Raw genomic sequence first — 15,563 nt, 5'->3', positions numbered from 1 at the left:
CGTAGTGTTAAGCCCTAGCTAATATTCTATTGTTCTTTTAAATGGAGGAAGCGAGTCCAATAATGATTTTCCGTAGCGTTTTGAAACGATTCTGCGATCGAGAATCACGACTCTACCAGAATCACGCTCTTTGCGCAGCAATCTCCCGACGGCTTGGATCAGCTTTTTGCTGGCTTCAGGAACGGTTATTTGAATAAAAGAGTTTCCACCTCGCTTCTCTATGTATTCGGCGTGAGCTTGCTCAACTGGAGAGGTTGGTACGGCAAACGGAATTTTTGTGATCACCAGATTCTCCAAAAGTTCTCCTGGTAAGTCTAGCCCTTCCGAAAAGCTACTGGTGCCAAACATTACGCTCGTTTTACCACACTGCACTAGCATTTTATGTTTATTTAGAATTTCTGTGCGTGATATTTCACCTTGGACTTGCAGCGCCCAGCCTCGTTTAACAAAATCTGTTGATATTTTTTCAGCCACTTCGCGCATTTGCCAGTAAGAAGCAAATAGCACTAAATTAGCTTTGTTTGGCTGAATAAACTCAGCGAGCCGCTCTACCAGATAATCAGTATACTCTTTCGCTTGCGGTTCAAAACGCATTGCTGGAATGAGTAACTCGGCCTGATTTTGATAATCAAACGGTGAAGCGAGTGCTAGGAAACGTGTTCCATCTTCTGCCTTTTCACTGATCCCTGCTTGCGAGCAAAAGTAGCTGAACGAGTTAAGAGCTCGCATCGTCGCGGAGACTAAGATTGCGCCTATGCAGCGGCTCCAGATCTGTTGATCAAGTTGCCAACCAATTTCTAGCGGTGAAACGTTAACAATGAAATCACCTTCACGTTCAGGGTGAATTTCAAGCCAACGTGCCAAAGGGGCTCCTTTTTCTCGCTTGGGCTCCGCCATCAGCAACCATACTTGGGCAAGGTTCTCTAAACGCTGAATATAAAAGCCTAATTCAGTCAGTGCTGGTTCTGCCAACCGAGCGGCGAGTTCGCCTTCCTTAACTCGTTCAGCAATCAAGTCCGCAATTTTAGCGACGGATTGATTGGCTTTTTGAGAGAGCCGCTTCAGGGTTTTAGACTCTTCTTCAAGCCATTGTGGCAGTTCTCCATGCTCAAAACGGTATCGCTTTTCTTCAAATTGTTCGGGTACAAACTGCTTTGTCAGTTGGCTCAAGCTTAGGATAAGTTGTTGCAGTGTCTCTTGCAGTTCGTTACGAAAACGTGCCACTCGTTTTTCTTCGGCTAAGCTTGAAAACTTGGTTACGGATTGATTGAGTTTTTCCAACCAACTAGCTGCGCCTTTCAAGCTTGCGGACGCTGAAGCGTGATCTCGTGCTACATGAGGTAAGTGGTGTGCTTCATCAAAAATGTAGATGGTGTTTTCGGGCTCAGGCAGAATGACACCACCGCCAAGGTCAGCATCCGCCATGACCAGGCTGTGGTTGGCAATAATGACATCGGCTTTATCCAGTTCCGAACGCGCCTTTTGAAAAGGACAATCTCTGTGGCCAGCAAAGCTACCATTACAACTATGCTTATCACTAACAATCAGTTGCCATAACTCATCTTTAATCGCTTTTGGCCACGAGTCGCGATCACCGTTCCATTTTCCTTGAGCCAGTTTTTCATACATGGTGATGAATAATTCAACGTCTTTTTTTTGTGGCTTTGATTCGAACAGAGCAATTTGTGATCCATCTACCCCACAGGCAGCCGCGAGTTTTTCGGTGCAACAGTATCGTTGACGTCCTTTGGCAAGGATAAAAGAGAATTGACGATCAGTGATGCGTCTAAATAAAGGCAAATCTTTGCTGATCAGCTGTTCTTGAAGTGCCACTGTGGCTGTCGAAACAACAACCTTTCTATTATTCAACACTGCAACAGGAACCGCTGCCATTAAATAGGAGAGTGATTTCCCTATTCCTGTACCCGCTTCAGCAATCAATATTCGGTTGGATTTGTGATATGAACCACACAATGTTTTTGCAATCTCAGCAACAAGATAGTTTTGTCCTCGACGAGGAATGAAGTTTTCGAGCTGAAATTGCAGGTTTTGATAACTATCCCGAATGGATTTTTGGATTTTTGTTGTAAGCATATACAGACCTAAATAGCAGAGTGCCGAGTCTAGCACAGTTCACTAAAGGATACGCAGTTCACGAAATCGTATGCTTTTAGATCAAATCTAGATCTTGTTCACAAAAAAAAACTGAACCTTCAGGAACTTATGTTTAATTCTCATTGTGGAAAATATAAAACTGCCTATTCGGTTAAATGATGACCTCAATATCTATTTTATCTTTCAAAAATAAATTTTATTGGTGTTTAATTCTTATGTTTCATGATTGTTAGTTTTTAGATTGAGTGATGTTTTTGCTTGGAAGTCGCCCGTAATTTTATGAAAACATCATGTAACTATATGTTTTTAATTATTTTTACCTTTATTTTTGTTTATTTTTTAGGATATTTGACATGCAGGATAATCTTTTGCAATCTAATCCTTGAGATTTAATGGCGGCAACGAACCGAGTTTAAATTTGGAAGTTGCCAGCAAAAACAAAGGGAACCGGATAAGGAATTCCCATACATAAGAAAAGGCAGTGGATTAATTATGAAAAAGACTCTATTAGCACTAGCAGTAGTATCTATATCTTCTCAAGCGTTTGCTGAGGCTCCAACGGCAATTAACAGCGACCAGTTTAAAGTGAGTGGTCAATTAGGTTTAGGCGCTTACTATGACACATTCACAGAATCTGTTTATGATGATTGGGCAACAGCAGCAACCGTTAAAGTAGCATACAAAAACGGTTATGTAGTGGGCTATCTCGAAGCTGATTTAGAAATGAATTTTGATACAGATGAATCAAAAGTAAGCCCTTATGAAGGCGCGATTCAAAGCGGGCCAGCAACGGACATCGACAAAGCTTGGGTCGGTATTGATACTGGCTACGGTATTGCATCGTGGGGTTGGGAAAATGATACTGCACTCGATACTGTCGATGGTGCGGGTGATCTAACCGTTGAGTTTGGTAACAGTGCTGGCGATGCATCAGATGGATTTAATGTTTTCCAATTCCGTGGACAAGCATCAAGCATTGCATATGGTATTTCTTACTTTGACACAAGCGATGATCGTGATGCAGCTGACAGCGGTATTAACGGCTTTCTTGGCTTCAAATCTGAAACAGTTAACGTTTACGCTGGCTACGAGACACGTGATGAAGCTAAGTATGACGTAGTATCGTTGTCAGGTAATGCGAAGTTTGGTGCATTCCAACTTGGTGCAAACGCGTGGATCAATGATGGTGATAAGAAAGACTTGACCGGAAAAGATGCATCGGAGAAGAAATCTACTGGTTTTTATGTATCTACAGCTTACTCTGTATCGGATGATTTAACATTGGCTCTTGGTTACTCTGCTACTACTGACGAAGCAAAAGGTGCAGCAGATTACGATAGTTCATATGCGAACGTAGCTGCGTTTTATAATCTAAACGGTGTTGACGTGCAAGTAGATATCAAGCAAGACATCGAAAATGGTGATGCTGGTAAAGATCAAGAAGAGACTTGGGTATTTGCTGCCGCTTACTGGTACTTCTAACCTAATTGATTTGTAACTCTAGTTCTGAGCCCTTCTTTAATATAGAAGGGCTTTTTATTGCCCTACCCACAACACTTCTTAAATTTCTTGCCGCTACCGCAATGACATGGGTCATTTCGTCCTAGCTTCGTTGGTGTGTTCTCCTGTGGAAATTCACCGTCAACGTAGAACCAGATACCATTTTCTCGTATAAATCGTGAACGTTCTTGCAGACAAAATTGCTGTTGATTCTGTGTGTAATAGGCTTTGAAATGAACGAAGCCTTCATTTTCGTTGTTGCGGATACTTGCGGAGATGACGTCTAGCCCACACCATTGACTGTTGATTGATTCTTCAATCGCGTCACGTTGCTGTGGTGCATTGCAACTCGGATGATAGGTATTGATGACGAAATCAACCAAACCCAGAACATGGGCACTATAGCGGGCTCTCATCAGTTGTTCTGGATAGATGGCTAAAGCTGAATCACTGTGGATTGGTTCACAACAGTGTTGGTAATCTAAATGGCTACCACAATAGCATTGGCTCATAAATCCTCTCAAATTGCCCATGCAGATAATACGGGGAAGTTTAAGGATATCTAAACTCGATGTCTACTCAGGAGTGGACACCCAGTAAATCGGCTGTCCATTTCACAGCTTCGTTGTAACATTCTTTCACCACGGGTTCTTCGATACTTAATGCATGAGCAATTTTCTCAACCTTTTGCCAGTCAGCCTGTTCATAAGCTCGAGTTAATTCAAGTACCAGACCTAATTCTCCTTTCCCCTCTATTAGTGCAAGTTTAACGTATTCGTCGATAGGCATCTCTTCCATGATACATTCTAAAGGTTGATCGAGTAGGCTATCGAGTAGCGAAAACATTCCTGTCAGGAAGGCCGAACCGGGTTCGACGTTCATTTTTGCTTTCACACCGATCAGCTCGCAATATCTTGCCCTTTGAATAGATAAGCCATACAAGTAATCCGGTTTAGATTCTTGCGTCGAAGCAATAGCAACCAAGGAGATAAACTTTCTCAATCGTTGTTCGCCGAGATAGATCAGCGCTTGTTTAAATGAGTGGATCTTTGAACTGACTGTCGCGGATGAGTTAACAAAGGTTAACAGTTTATAAGATAAGGTCAGGTCGGTGGCGACAAGCTCCTCAATGGCTTTGTAATCGAGGTTAGCTTTGGCTATTTCTTTGAACAGTTGCACCACAGTAAGAAATGCAGGCTCTAACGCTTTACGCTGTAACATCTCGGGTTTGCTAAAAAAGTAGCCTTGAAAATAGGTAAAGCCCGCCTTTTTAGCTTGTTTAAACTCTTCATAGGTTTCTACTTTCTCAGCAAGGAACTCAATTTTCGTTGCGCCAAGTTTTTGAATAAAGCGAGCGGCTTTTTCAAGGGAGACAACACGGATGTCAAATTTGATAATTGACACATAGGGGAAGAAGACGAGCCAGCCTGAACTGGGTACAAAGTCATCAAGCGCAATTCGGTAACCAAGCTTTGCCATCTTTTTGACGGCTTCTAATAACTCTAAAGTTGGTTCGCAATCTTCCAATACCTCAACGACCAAATTTTGCGCAGGAAAAAGCGTAGGCACGAGGTTAACCAAGCTTTGATAAGGAAAATTGACAAACCCTAAATGCTTACCCAGCGTATTGTAATGAGTGGATAAAAAATGATCGGAGAGTAACCGGCTCGTTGCTAAGTCTGGGTCTATATCTGGAAAGGTGTTCTTAGGGCCATCTCGAAATAGCAGCTCGTAGCCGATGGTTTTTCGGTCACGATCGAGTATGGGCTGTCTGGCGATATAGGAGTATTTCAAGGCAAGACTCTTATCTAATTATTGATATTATTGATTATACTTATTATAGCTTAACTTTTGATTCGACCGCTTAAACCAATAGTACCAGAGTGCGACTTGGCGTCAGTTTTTAGAACTAAAAGGTCGAGTTTGCAGTTCGTAACCATCATTAGCATAGACTAAGACTGAGCCTTGGGTGTACCAGTCACCCAAAACAATTCGCGTTGCGGTGCCATGAAGTTGATTTCTGTGATGAATCTCTGGTCGATGAGTATGGCCATGGATCATTAAATCGACCCCATACTGGGTCAGAACTCTATCCACTTCACTTTGTGTAACATCCATAATATCCATAGATTTCATTTGTTTATCATTATGGATGCCCGACTGTACTTTACCCACAATACGAACCTTTACAAAAAATGGCAGCCGATTAAATACCCATTGTAACCAAGGCTGGTGAACCTTCTTTCGATAGGCTTGATACTTTATATCGTCAATACAGAGTGTGTCGCCATGCAACACCACGGCTTTTTTTCCGTAAAGGTTAATTACTTGCTCTTCTTGGAGAAGAGTGATTCCGGTTTCTTTCGCAAATCGTTTGCCAAGTAAGAAGTCGCGGTTTCCTTGAGTAAAATAGCAAGCAACCCCTTTGCGAGTCAGTTGCTTAAATTCCGATTTTATTTGGTTGGCGAAAGGTGAATTATCATCGTCACCTATCCAAAATTCGAAAAGATCGCCAAGCACGTACAGTGCATCGGCATGAATGGCTTCTTCGCGCATGAAACGGATAAAACACTCGGTGATATCTGGTCGAGAAGGGCTTAGGTGTAAATCAGAAATAAATAGTGTATGCATAATAAAAATAAGGAGCGCATAGCGCTCCTTTTACCGTTACTCTTCGATGGTTGTGCCAGAAATGAACACTTCTTCTAGTGGAACATCTTGATGCATGCCCATAGAGCCTGTGCTCACGGCTTTTATTTTGTTCACAATATCCATACCTTCGATCACTTCAGCGAACACGCAGTAGCCCCAGCCATCTCGGCTTTCTGAACGAAAATCTAGGAATGTGTTGTTGTTCACGTTGATGAAAAACTGAGAACTTGCAGAGTGTGGATCCATAGTGCGCGCCATGGCAAGAGTACCGATCTTATTGCTTAGGCCATTGTTGGCTTCGTTTTTAATCGTTGCGCGAGTTGTTTTTTCTTTTAGGCCAGAGGTCATGCCGCCGCCTTGAATCATGAATCCATCGATAACGCGGTGGAACAGAGTGTTATCGTAAAAACCGTCACGGCAGTACTGTAGAAAGTTTGCGCTTGTTTCTGGTGCTTTTTCTTCATTAAGTTGAATTTTAATATCACCAAAATTCGTGTGAAGGATGATCATGATAGTTACCTTTATCTATTTTTCGTTGAGGCCCGGATTTTAACTGAACTTTGGACACATTCAAATCAACAAATGTCTTTAGGGGCCGTATTATTGCGAGAGAATAAGGATGACCAAGCTAGGCTAGAGTTGTTATACTGTGAAGCCATTTTAGTTCAAACAGTTATTAGATAGAGATCATGCTGAAAATATATAACTCAATCACTAGACAAAAAGAAGAATTCAAACCAATTCATGCCAACAAAGTGGGTATGTATGTCTGTGGAGTCACCATTTATGATCTCTGTCATATTGGCCATGGTCGCACCTTCGTTTCTTTTGATGTGATTTCTCGCTACTTGCGCTACTTAGGCTATGACCTTACATTTGTGCGTAACATCACTGATATTGATGACAAAATCATTAAACGTGCTGCCGAAAATGGTGAATCTTGCGATTCGCTAACCGAGCGCTTAATCGCAGACATGCATGCAGATTTCGATGCATTGAATATGAAACGTCCAGATGTCGAGCCTCGTGCAACCGCTTATATCCAAGAAATCATAGGCTTGGTGCAACGACTGATTGAACGCGGTTTTGCTTACGTTGCTTCTAATGGTGATGTGATGTTTGAAGTCAGCAAATTTGACGAATACGGCAAGTTATCCAAACAAGATCTCGATCAGCTTCAAGCGGGCGCTCGTGTTGATGTTGATCTTGCTAAGCGTAGCCCACTTGATTTTGTGTTGTGGAAAATGTCGAAGCCGGGAGAGCCCACTTGGGACTCCCCATGGGGAGAAGGACGCCCAGGCTGGCACATCGAATGTTCGGCGATGAATTCAGCGATTTTGGGTAACCACTTTGATATTCATGGTGGAGGCTCTGATTTGCAGTTTCCTCACCATGAAAATGAAATTGCTCAATCATGCTGCGCACATGACACTCCCTATGTGAACACATGGATGCACAGTGGCATGGTGATGGTGGATAGAGAAAAAATGTCTAAATCATTAGGGAATTTTTTCACAATCCGCGATGTACTTGCTCACTATGATGCGGAAACGGTGCGCTATTTCTTGATGTCGGGCCATTATCGCAGCCAATTAAATTACAGCGAAGATAACCTAAAACAAGCGCGTGCCTCGCTAGAGCGTCTATACACTGCGTTGAGAGGGTTGGATTTAACCGTAGCAGTTGCGGGCGGTGAAGAGTATGTCAGTCGCTTTTCGATAGCGATGAATGATGACTTTAATACGCCAGAGGCTTATTCCGTCTTGTTTGATATGGCACGTGATATCAACAAGCTGAAGACAGAAAATCTTCAGCAAGCCAGCGCTCTTGGCGCACTTATGCGTGAGCTTGCCGATGTGATTGGCATTTTGCATCAAGATCCAGAAGCGTTTCTTAAAGGGGACGCTAATGGCGACGAACAAGTGGCTGAAATTGAAGCTTTGATCAAACTGCGTAATGACTCACGTGCAGCAAAAGATTGGGCTAATGCTGACGTGGCACGCGATAAGTTGAACGAACTCGGCATCATTTTAGAAGATGGCCCAAGTGGGACTACTTGGCGTCGTAAATAATCAGGCAGTTAACTTGTCGATGATGGGCTTGAACTTTATTGGTTAAGCCCATTTTGTTTTTCGTCCACGATTAAGGTTTTCATGTCAATTATTTTAGGTATAGATCCCGGCTCGCGAATCACAGGTTATGGTGTGATCAGGCAGCATGGACGATATTTGTACTATCTTGGTAGTGGATGTATTCGTACATCCGAAAAAGAGTTACCTGGGCGGCTCAAGCAAATTTACGCTGGCGTGACGGAAATCATCACACAGTTTCAGCCTGATGTTTTTGCCATCGAGCAAGTATTTATGGCAAAGAATGCGGACTCAGCACTCAAACTCGGGCAAGCAAGGGGCAGTGCTATTGTGGCGGCGGTGAATGCGGATCTTCCAGTCTATGAATATGCCGCTCGACTGGTTAAACAATCTGTAGTTGGCACGGGTAGTGCTGATAAAGCGCAGGTGCAACATATGGTCCAGCAAATGCTCAAATTATCGGCTAAGCCACAAGCGGATGCCGCTGATGCTCTGGGTGTGGCAATTTGTCATGCGAATACCAATAAAACCTTGATTGCGTTAGCTGGGCGGGCAAGTAGTGCTAAAAAAGGCCGATATCGCTGAAAAACCGCTCTCGAGCGAGGTGGTATTTTTCTACTGGCTATACATCCAGTTATTTATTATCATCCGAGTCAAATAACCTCATTTCTCTAAGGAATTTCCTGTGATTGGACGTCTTCGCGGCATTCTGATTGAAAAGCAACCTCCAGAGCTATTGATTGAAGTCGCTGGCATTGGTTATGAAGTCCAAATGCCAATGAGTTGCTTCTATGAACTCCCTAAATTGGGCGAAGAAGCGGTCATTTATACCCATTTTGTGGTCCGAGAAGATGCGCAGCTTTTATATGGTTTCAACACGGTAAAAGAGCGAGCTTTATTTCGTGAAGTGATTAAAGCGAATGGCGTCGGGCCAAAATTAGGCTTGGGTATTTTGTCCGGCATGACGGCCGGTCAATTTGTTTCATGCGTTGAGCGTGAAGATATCTCCACATTAGTTAAGCTTCCTGGCGTGGGTAAAAAAACCGCTGAACGTTTGGTTGTTGAGATGAAAGATAGGCTGAAAGGTTGGGGAGCCAGTGACCTCTTCACTCCCGCTACTGACGCTGCGCCAGTCGATAACAATTCCTTGGAAGCGCTCACGAGCAATGCGGAAGAAGAAGCGATCAGTGCGTTACTTTCTTTGGGTTATAAGCCTCAACAAGCTTCTAAAGTAGTGGCGCAAGTAATGAAAGCTGACATGACCAGTGAAGCGCTGATTAAAGAAGCCTTGAGAGCAATGGTATGATTGAAGCTGATCGCTTAATTGCTCCTGATAGCCCTATTTTTAAAGATGAAGATATTATTGATCGCGCGATTCGTCCCAAAAAATTAGCGGATTATCGTGGCCAAGATCATGTACGCAATCAAATGGAAATCTTCATTAAAGCGGCACAAATGCGCAGCGAACCACTCGACCATCTCCTGATTTTTGGCCCTCCAGGGCTTGGAAAAACAACATTAGCCAATATCGTTGCCAATGAGATGGAAGTGAATATCCGCACAACTTCTGGTCCGGTATTGGAAAAAGCAGGCGATTTGGCGGCATTACTGACTAACCTTGAAGAGAACGACGTTCTTTTTATTGACGAAATTCATCGCTTAAGTCCGGTGGTTGAAGAAATTCTTTATCCCGCAATGGAAGATTACCAGCTCGATATAATGATTGGCGAAGGTCCAGCCGCTCGGTCCATTAAAATCGATTTACCCCCTTTTACGCTGATTGGGGCAACAACTCGCGCTGGCTCGTTAACCTCACCCTTGCGTGATCGCTTTGGTATTGTACAGCGCCTTGAGTATTACAAAATTGATGATCTACAGTACATAGTGCAAAGAAGCGCGGACTGTTTAGGATTGTCGATGGAAGCGGATGGTGCACTTGAAGTGGCTAGGAGAGCAAGGGGAACGCCTCGGATTGCCAACCGTTTATTGCGCCGAGTTCGAGATTACGCTGAAGTGAAAGGCAACGGGCACATATGTATAGAGACTGCAGATAAAGCGCTAAACATGTTGGATGTTGATAGCCAAGGTTTCGACTATATGGATAGAAAGCTATTACTAGCGATTATGGACAAATTTGGCGGTGGCCCTGTTGGTCTCGATAACCTAGCTGCTGCAATCGGCGAAGAAAAAGATACCATTGAAGATGTGTTAGAACCCTTTCTTATCCAACAAGGTTATTTACAACGGACACCAAGAGGACGAATGGCGACCGATCGCGCCTATCTTCACTTCGGAATTGAAAAATAAGTTTACACCTCATCGTCATTTTTAGGTGGTAAGCACAAAGTGTGAACTACATCTTATTTATGATAATTTCCTTATCACTAAAGAGTTAATGATGTGAAGTGTATTGTTAACTCTCTGTGTGATTCGTTGTATTAATTTCTATCCCTTTCACTAAATACTCACAACAATTTCATTCTTCCTTTGATGTGGATCATTTTGTTCTTTTTTTGTTCAGATTTGCCGCGTGAAAATTGATGTAAATCAAGGCTTTTTTCTCCCATAAATCTTTTGAAACAACCTGCATTTAGAAGTAGTATTAGTCCCAGCTATATTAGCTGATGCTTAACAATTAACTAACCATAACGGTACATGCTTGCAACAAAATTCTGATATTTTTCAACATTTGATGAGGTTATATCACTGATGAATTTTGAGGAATTTTAACCCGTTTAGCATGTCAAAAGTGTCATTCAGCCGGCACAAAGGAGTTACCATGATTGACGTCGTTGATCTATCGCGGTTGCAGTTTGCACTGACAGCGATGTATCACTTCCTGTTCGTTCCATTGACTCTAGGTATGGCTTTTCTTTTAGCCATCATGGAATCTTTGTATGTAATGACTGATAAGCAAATCTATAAGGACATGACAAAGTTCTGGGGTAAGCTTTTTGGTATTAACTTTGCCCTTGGGGTGGCCACTGGCCTCACTATGGAGTTCCAGTTCGGTACAAACTGGTCATACTATTCCCACTATGTAGGTGACATTTTTGGCGCCCCTCTTGCGATTGAAGCACTTGTAGCCTTCTTTTTAGAATCAACCTTTGTCGGTTTGTTCTTCTTTGGGTGGGATAGACTATCAAAACGCCAGCATTTGGGCGTGACTTGGTTGGTTGCTCTGGGGTCCAATTTCTCGGCACTTTGGATCTTGATTGCGAATGGTTGGATGCAAAACCCAGTTGGCGCAGAATTCAATTTTGAAACTATGCGTATGGAAATGGTCAGCTTTGCTGAAGTCGTTTTCAACCCAGTTGCTCAAGTGAAATTTGTGCATACCGTCGCTTCTGGTTACACCACTGGCGCGATGTTCATTCTTGGTATTAGCTCATATTACTTGCTGAAAGGTCGAGACGTTGCGTTTGCACGCCGCTCATTCGCTATCGCTGCATCATTCGGCATGGCCGCTATTTTGTCCGTGATTGTGCTTGGTGATGAATCAGGATATGAAGTGGGTGAAGTTCAAAAGGTGAAGCTGGCTGCGATTGAAGCCGAGTGGCACACGGAACCTGCACCGGCTGCATTTACACTGTTTGGTTTGCCTAACCAAGACGCCATGCACACCGATTATGCAGTAAAAATTCCGTACGTGATGGGTATTATCGCTACACGTTCACTGGATACCGAAGTCACAGGGTTACGCGATCTACGCGATCAACACGTTGACCGAATTCGTAACGGTATGTATGCCTATGAACTGTTAGAGAAATTACGTGCAGGCGAAAAATCGCCAGCAAACATTGCCGCTTTTGAAGAAGTGAAAGGCGATTTGGGCTACGGCTTATTGCTAAAACGTTATACCGATAAAGTGAGCGATGCAACGGAAGAGCAAATTCAAGCCGCCGCCGATGATTCAATTCCAACCGTATGGCCACTATTTTGGTCATTCCGTCTGATGGTCGGTGTTGGTTTTGTGATGCTATTTGTCTTTGGTGCAGCATTTATTCAAACTTGTCGTCAGAAAATTGAGCAAAAACAATGGGTACTTAAAGCCGCCTTGTTCAGTATTCCTCTACCGTGGATTGCAATTGAAGCAGGTTGGTTTGTTGCTGAATATGGCCGTCAACCATGGGCTGTTGGTGAAATATTGCCAACCAATGTTGCCGCTTCTGCGCTAACTCTGGGCGAATTATGGACCTCATTGTTTGCGATTCTTGCACTGTACACTGTGTTCTTGATTGCTGAAGTTTACCTGATGGTTAAATTTGCTCGTAAAGGGCCTAGCAGCCTGAAAACTGGTCGTTATCACTTTGAGCAAAACGCAAACTCTGTTGAAGACAAAGTTAGCCGTCAAGTCGAAGCATAAGGCAGGGAGATAGAATAATGTTTGATTACGAAATCTTGCGACTAATTTGGTGGGTGCTGATCGGCGTACTGCTGGTTGGTTTTGCAATCACAGATGGTTTTGACATGGGCGTTGGTGCTCTTGTTCCCGTCATTGGTAAGAATGACAGTGAGCGTCGTGTCATGATCAACTCTATTGCTCCACACTGGGATGGTAACCAAGTTTGGCTTATCACGGCAGGTGGTGCACTGTTTGCGGCTTGGCCGTTAGTCTATGCGACATCATTTTCCGGATTTTATTTGGCTATGATTGTTACATTGGCTGCATTATGGCTTCGTCCGATCGGTTTGGATTACCGTTCAAAAATTGAAGATCCAAAGTGGCGTAATACTTGGGATATCTGTATTTCAATTAGTGGCTTTGTACCACCAGTCATCTTTGGTGTTGCCTTTGGCAACTTACTACAAGGCGTGCCATTCCAACTCAGTGATTTCATGATGCCAACGTATCACGGTTCATTTTTTGGTCTGTTGAACCCATTTGCTCTGCTTTGTGGCTTAGTCAGCTTGTTTATGATTATTTTACAAGGTGCCGCTTGGCTACAGATGAAAACCACCGATGAGCTGCATGCACGCGCTCGTGGCGTCGCTCAACTAATGGGCTTGTTGGTTGCTATTACTTTCGTCGCTGCAGGGTTTTGGATCCAAAACATCGATGGTTACGTGATTACCAGCGTCATTGATACACATGCCGCATCAAACCCACTCAATAAAGAAGTGATACGTGAGGCGGGGGCGTGGATGGCTAATTTCAACGCTTACCCATTACTATGGATCGCACCAGCTTTGGGTGTTGCCATGCCACTACTTGCTGTGTTGGCGTCGCGTTTTGAAAAAGGTGGTCTCGCATTCTTGGCTTCTAGCTTAGCCAATGCGGGTGTGATTTTCACCGCTGGTTTTGCGATGTTCCCATTTATCATGCCTTCAAGCTTAGTACCAAGTAACAGCTTGACCATGTGGGACTCAACATCGAGTGAATTGACGTTGAACTTAATGACAGTGGTCGCTTTTGTAATGGTACCTATCATTCTTGGTTACACCACTTGGACTTACTACAAGATGTTTGGTCGTCTTGATAGCAAGTTTATTGAAGAAAACAAAAACTCACTTTACTAAGGAGCATAGATATGTGGTATTTCGCATGGATTCTAGGCGTGCTTTTAGCTTGTGCATTTGGCATCATCAACGCTCTTTGGTTAGAGCATTCTGAAATGATGGACAAAGACAGTGAGTAAACTTGCAATGCAAGTCACTGAGTACCATAAACTGGTTGATAAGACTCTGCTCAGAGTCTTATCGCTCTTGCTTGGTTTTTATCATATCGCCATGATTATGTGGGATCCCGAGCTGTATTCTCAGAGCATTGGTGGTTTTAACGCGGTTATTTCACCACTCATGATATGGGCGCTGTGTGCAAGTATGGTTTTTGGTGTTGGCTTTAGACCACGCAAATGGTTTTGGCAATTATTGTTTAGCCCCTACATTTCATTATCGATCTTAATTTACCTAACGATTATTCGACTAGTTTGATATTTACTGTGTATGAATAACCTGTCGAAGGTTGATTAACGACCCACATTAGTGCTGCCTCTTTGAGACAGCACTAATTTTTTGTTTCAAGTTTTGTAAAAGTCCACTCAATGCTTGTACTAACGTCAATGAGTTGCGTTATAGTATCCGCCTAAATCTGTATATGTGTTGGAACCTTTGTGCAAAATACAGCCTCAGCCTTTCATTGGCCTGTAACGATTTACTATGAAGATACGGATGCTGGTGGTGTCGTCTATCACTCAAACTATCTTAAATTCTTTGAACGAGCCCGAACTGAAATGTTACGCGCAGTTGGAGTGTCTCAGCAGACGTTTTTGCAGCAGAACATTGGTTTTGTGGTCAGGCACGTTGACATCGATTTTCTACAAGCTGCACGTTTAGACGATATGCTGACGATAAATACTGTGATTTCGGCATTGAAAAAAGCCTCACTGATCTTCTGTCAGGAGCTCGTCAATCCTGAAGGTAAAGTATTGTGTAAAGCAATAGTTAAGGTAGCATGCATCGACAATCAGAACATGAGGCCAAAAGCGATGCCTCAATCAATAATTTTGGAGTTAACCCATAGTGACTGCTGATATCTCAATTCTCGATCTGTTTTTGCAAGCTAGCTTATTGGTCAAGATGGTGATGCTAATCCTTTTGGGGATGTCTATCGTTTCGTGGGCGATGATCATCAAACGTAGTAAAGTCCTTTCCCAAGCAGAAAAGAACGCTGATGCTTTCGAAGACAAATTTTGGTCTGGTACTGACTTATCCGTTATTTATCAAGATGTCAAAAAGCGTAAAGATGAACTTTTGGGTACAGAAGAGATTTTTTACTCTGGCTTTACCGAATTTGCACGTTTACGCAAGACTAACGCCACTTCACCTGATTTCATCATGGAAGGGACGGGACGTGCGATGCGAGTTGCTGTCGCAAGGGAAGTGGACGAGTTAGAGACCAGTCTGCCATTTCTAGCGACCGTGGGTTCTATCAGCCCATACATTGGATTATTTGGTACGGTATGGGGAATAATGCACTCATTTATTGCGTTAGGTGCGGTGAAGCAAGCGACGTTAGCAATGGTGGCTCCTGGTATTGCAGAGGCGCTGATTGCGACCGCCATGGGTTTATTTGCGGCTATTCCTGCGGTGATGGCTTACAACAGGTTGAGCAATAAAGTCAGCAAATTAGAGCATAATTACGCCACCTTTTCTGAAGAATTTCATAGCATTCTTCACCGCCAAGCGATGGCTGGTAGGGAATAG

General features: G+C 43.2%; 16 protein-coding genes. 11 read left to right on the top strand and 5 right to left on the bottom strand.

The features are described from left to right. Positions 1-18: 18 nt before the first annotated feature. On the bottom strand, positions 19-2,094 hold the full coding sequence (gene dinG / locus AACT18_RS02155) for an ATP-dependent DNA helicase DinG (RefSeq protein ID WP_094125720.1): 2,076 nt from the start codon (positions 2,092-2,094) through the stop codon (positions 19-21). A gap of 513 nt (positions 2,095-2,607) precedes the next feature. Here dinG and AACT18_RS02150 point away from each other — a divergent pair. Continuing rightward, the gene (locus AACT18_RS02150) at positions 2,608-3,597 is read left to right on the top strand and encodes a porin (protein WP_094124563.1); all 990 of its coding nucleotides are present in this window, start codon (positions 2,608-2,610) and stop codon (positions 3,595-3,597) included. Positions 3,598-3,659: 62 nt separating this feature from the next. Here the strand turns inward: AACT18_RS02150 and AACT18_RS02145 are convergent, their stop codons facing one another. The 4 genes from AACT18_RS02145 to AACT18_RS02130 all read right to left on the bottom strand — a co-directional run bounded on the left by AACT18_RS02145 (position 3,660) and on the right by AACT18_RS02130 (position 6,777). Continuing rightward, positions 3,660-4,127, bottom strand: a complete 468-nt coding sequence (locus tag AACT18_RS02145; RefSeq protein ID WP_064625528.1) for a YchJ family metal-binding protein — start codon at positions 4,125-4,127, stop codon at positions 3,660-3,662. A gap of 67 nt (positions 4,128-4,194) precedes the next feature. Then, positions 4,195-5,409 (bottom strand): EAL and HDOD domain-containing protein, encoded by a 1,215-nt coding sequence (locus tag AACT18_RS02140; RefSeq protein ID WP_094143534.1) that lies wholly within the window; start codon positions 5,407-5,409, stop codon positions 4,195-4,197. Positions 5,410-5,511: 102 nt separating this feature from the next. After that, positions 5,512-6,246 (bottom strand): UDP-2,3-diacylglucosamine diphosphatase, encoded by a 735-nt coding sequence (gene lpxH / locus AACT18_RS02135; protein ID WP_094143532.1) that lies wholly within the window; start codon positions 6,244-6,246, stop codon positions 5,512-5,514. A 36-nt stretch (positions 6,247-6,282) separates the two neighbouring features. Continuing rightward, positions 6,283-6,777, bottom strand: coding sequence for a peptidylprolyl isomerase (locus tag AACT18_RS02130; RefSeq protein WP_010319203.1), 495 nt, complete (start codon positions 6,775-6,777; stop codon positions 6,283-6,285). A gap of 179 nt (positions 6,778-6,956) precedes the next feature. Between AACT18_RS02130 and cysS the strand changes: the two genes are divergently transcribed. The 10 genes from cysS (at position 6,957) to tolQ (ending at position 15,563) form a co-directional block, all read left to right on the top strand. Next, positions 6,957-8,339: a cysteine--tRNA ligase gene (cysS, locus tag AACT18_RS02125; RefSeq protein WP_094124574.1), complete on the top strand. Its 1,383-nt coding sequence runs from the start codon at positions 6,957-6,959 to the stop codon at positions 8,337-8,339. 81 nt (positions 8,340-8,420) lie between these two features. Then, the gene (gene ruvC / locus AACT18_RS02120; protein WP_013856565.1) at positions 8,421-8,942 is read left to right on the top strand and encodes a crossover junction endodeoxyribonuclease RuvC; all 522 of its coding nucleotides are present in this window, start codon (positions 8,421-8,423) and stop codon (positions 8,940-8,942) included. A gap of 100 nt (positions 8,943-9,042) precedes the next feature. After that, positions 9,043-9,663 (top strand): Holliday junction branch migration protein RuvA, encoded by a 621-nt coding sequence (gene ruvA / locus AACT18_RS02115; protein ID WP_094124575.1) that lies wholly within the window; start codon positions 9,043-9,045, stop codon positions 9,661-9,663. Beyond that, positions 9,660-10,664: a Holliday junction branch migration DNA helicase RuvB gene (ruvB, locus tag AACT18_RS02110; protein WP_017042275.1), complete on the top strand. Its 1,005-nt coding sequence runs from the start codon at positions 9,660-9,662 to the stop codon at positions 10,662-10,664. The genes ruvA and ruvB overlap by 4 nt, the downstream gene beginning before the upstream one ends. 472 nt (positions 10,665-11,136) lie before the next feature. After that, complete coding sequence (gene cydA, locus AACT18_RS02105; protein ID WP_029189795.1) at positions 11,137-12,723, top strand: cytochrome ubiquinol oxidase subunit I; 1,587 nt, start codon at positions 11,137-11,139, stop codon at positions 12,721-12,723. 17 nt (positions 12,724-12,740) lie between these two features. Next, the gene (gene cydB, locus AACT18_RS02100; RefSeq protein ID WP_019283297.1) at positions 12,741-13,877 is read left to right on the top strand and encodes a cytochrome d ubiquinol oxidase subunit II; all 1,137 of its coding nucleotides are present in this window, start codon (positions 12,741-12,743) and stop codon (positions 13,875-13,877) included. Between the two features lie 11 nt (positions 13,878-13,888). Beyond that, a complete protein-coding gene (gene cydX, locus AACT18_RS02095) occupies positions 13,889-13,996 on the top strand; it encodes a cytochrome bd-I oxidase subunit CydX (protein WP_000270284.1) in 108 nt (35 codons plus the stop codon). Continuing rightward, positions 13,989-14,291, top strand: a complete 303-nt coding sequence (ybgE, locus tag AACT18_RS02090; protein ID WP_013856571.1) for a cyd operon protein YbgE — start codon at positions 13,989-13,991, stop codon at positions 14,289-14,291. Before cydX ends, ybgE begins: the two co-directional genes overlap by 8 nt. Before the next feature lie 179 nt (positions 14,292-14,470). Then, the gene (gene ybgC, locus AACT18_RS02085; RefSeq protein WP_020977736.1) at positions 14,471-14,890 is read left to right on the top strand and encodes a tol-pal system-associated acyl-CoA thioesterase; all 420 of its coding nucleotides are present in this window, start codon (positions 14,471-14,473) and stop codon (positions 14,888-14,890) included. Continuing rightward, complete coding sequence (gene tolQ / locus AACT18_RS02080) at positions 14,880-15,563, top strand: protein TolQ (protein ID WP_013856573.1); 684 nt, start codon at positions 14,880-14,882, stop codon at positions 15,561-15,563. The genes ybgC and tolQ overlap by 11 nt, the downstream gene beginning before the upstream one ends.

This window comes from Vibrio sp. V04_P4A5T148 (genome assembly GCF_963875605.1).
Taxonomy (GTDB): domain Bacteria; phylum Pseudomonadota; class Gammaproteobacteria; order Enterobacterales; family Vibrionaceae; genus Vibrio; species Vibrio anguillarum.
This window is presented reverse-complemented; position numbering and strand designations above follow the sequence as displayed.

Coding starts and splice junctions, on each gene's coding strand:
- ruvB (WP_017042275.1), top strand. CDS start 9,660: ATGATTGAAGCTGATCGCTTAATTGCTCCTGATAGCCCTATTTTTAAA.
- AACT18_RS02130 (WP_010319203.1), bottom strand. CDS start 6,777: ATGATCATCCTTCACACGAATTTTGGTGATATTAAAATTCAACTTAAT.
- cysS (WP_094124574.1), top strand. CDS start 6,957: ATGCTGAAAATATATAACTCAATCACTAGACAAAAAGAAGAATTCAAA.
- AACT18_RS02150 (WP_094124563.1), top strand. CDS start 2,608: ATGAAAAAGACTCTATTAGCACTAGCAGTAGTATCTATATCTTCTCAA.
- ruvC (WP_013856565.1), top strand. CDS start 8,421: ATGTCAATTATTTTAGGTATAGATCCCGGCTCGCGAATCACAGGTTAT.
- AACT18_RS02145 (WP_064625528.1), bottom strand. CDS start 4,127: ATGAGCCAATGCTATTGTGGTAGCCATTTAGATTACCAACACTGTTGT.
- cydB (WP_019283297.1), top strand. CDS start 12,741: ATGTTTGATTACGAAATCTTGCGACTAATTTGGTGGGTGCTGATCGGC.
- dinG (WP_094125720.1), bottom strand. CDS start 2,094: ATGCTTACAACAAAAATCCAAAAATCCATTCGGGATAGTTATCAAAAC.
- cydA (WP_029189795.1), top strand. CDS start 11,137: ATGATTGACGTCGTTGATCTATCGCGGTTGCAGTTTGCACTGACAGCG.
- cydX (WP_000270284.1), top strand. CDS start 13,889: ATGTGGTATTTCGCATGGATTCTAGGCGTGCTTTTAGCTTGTGCATTT.
- lpxH (WP_094143532.1), bottom strand. CDS start 6,246: ATGCATACACTATTTATTTCTGATTTACACCTAAGCCCTTCTCGACCA.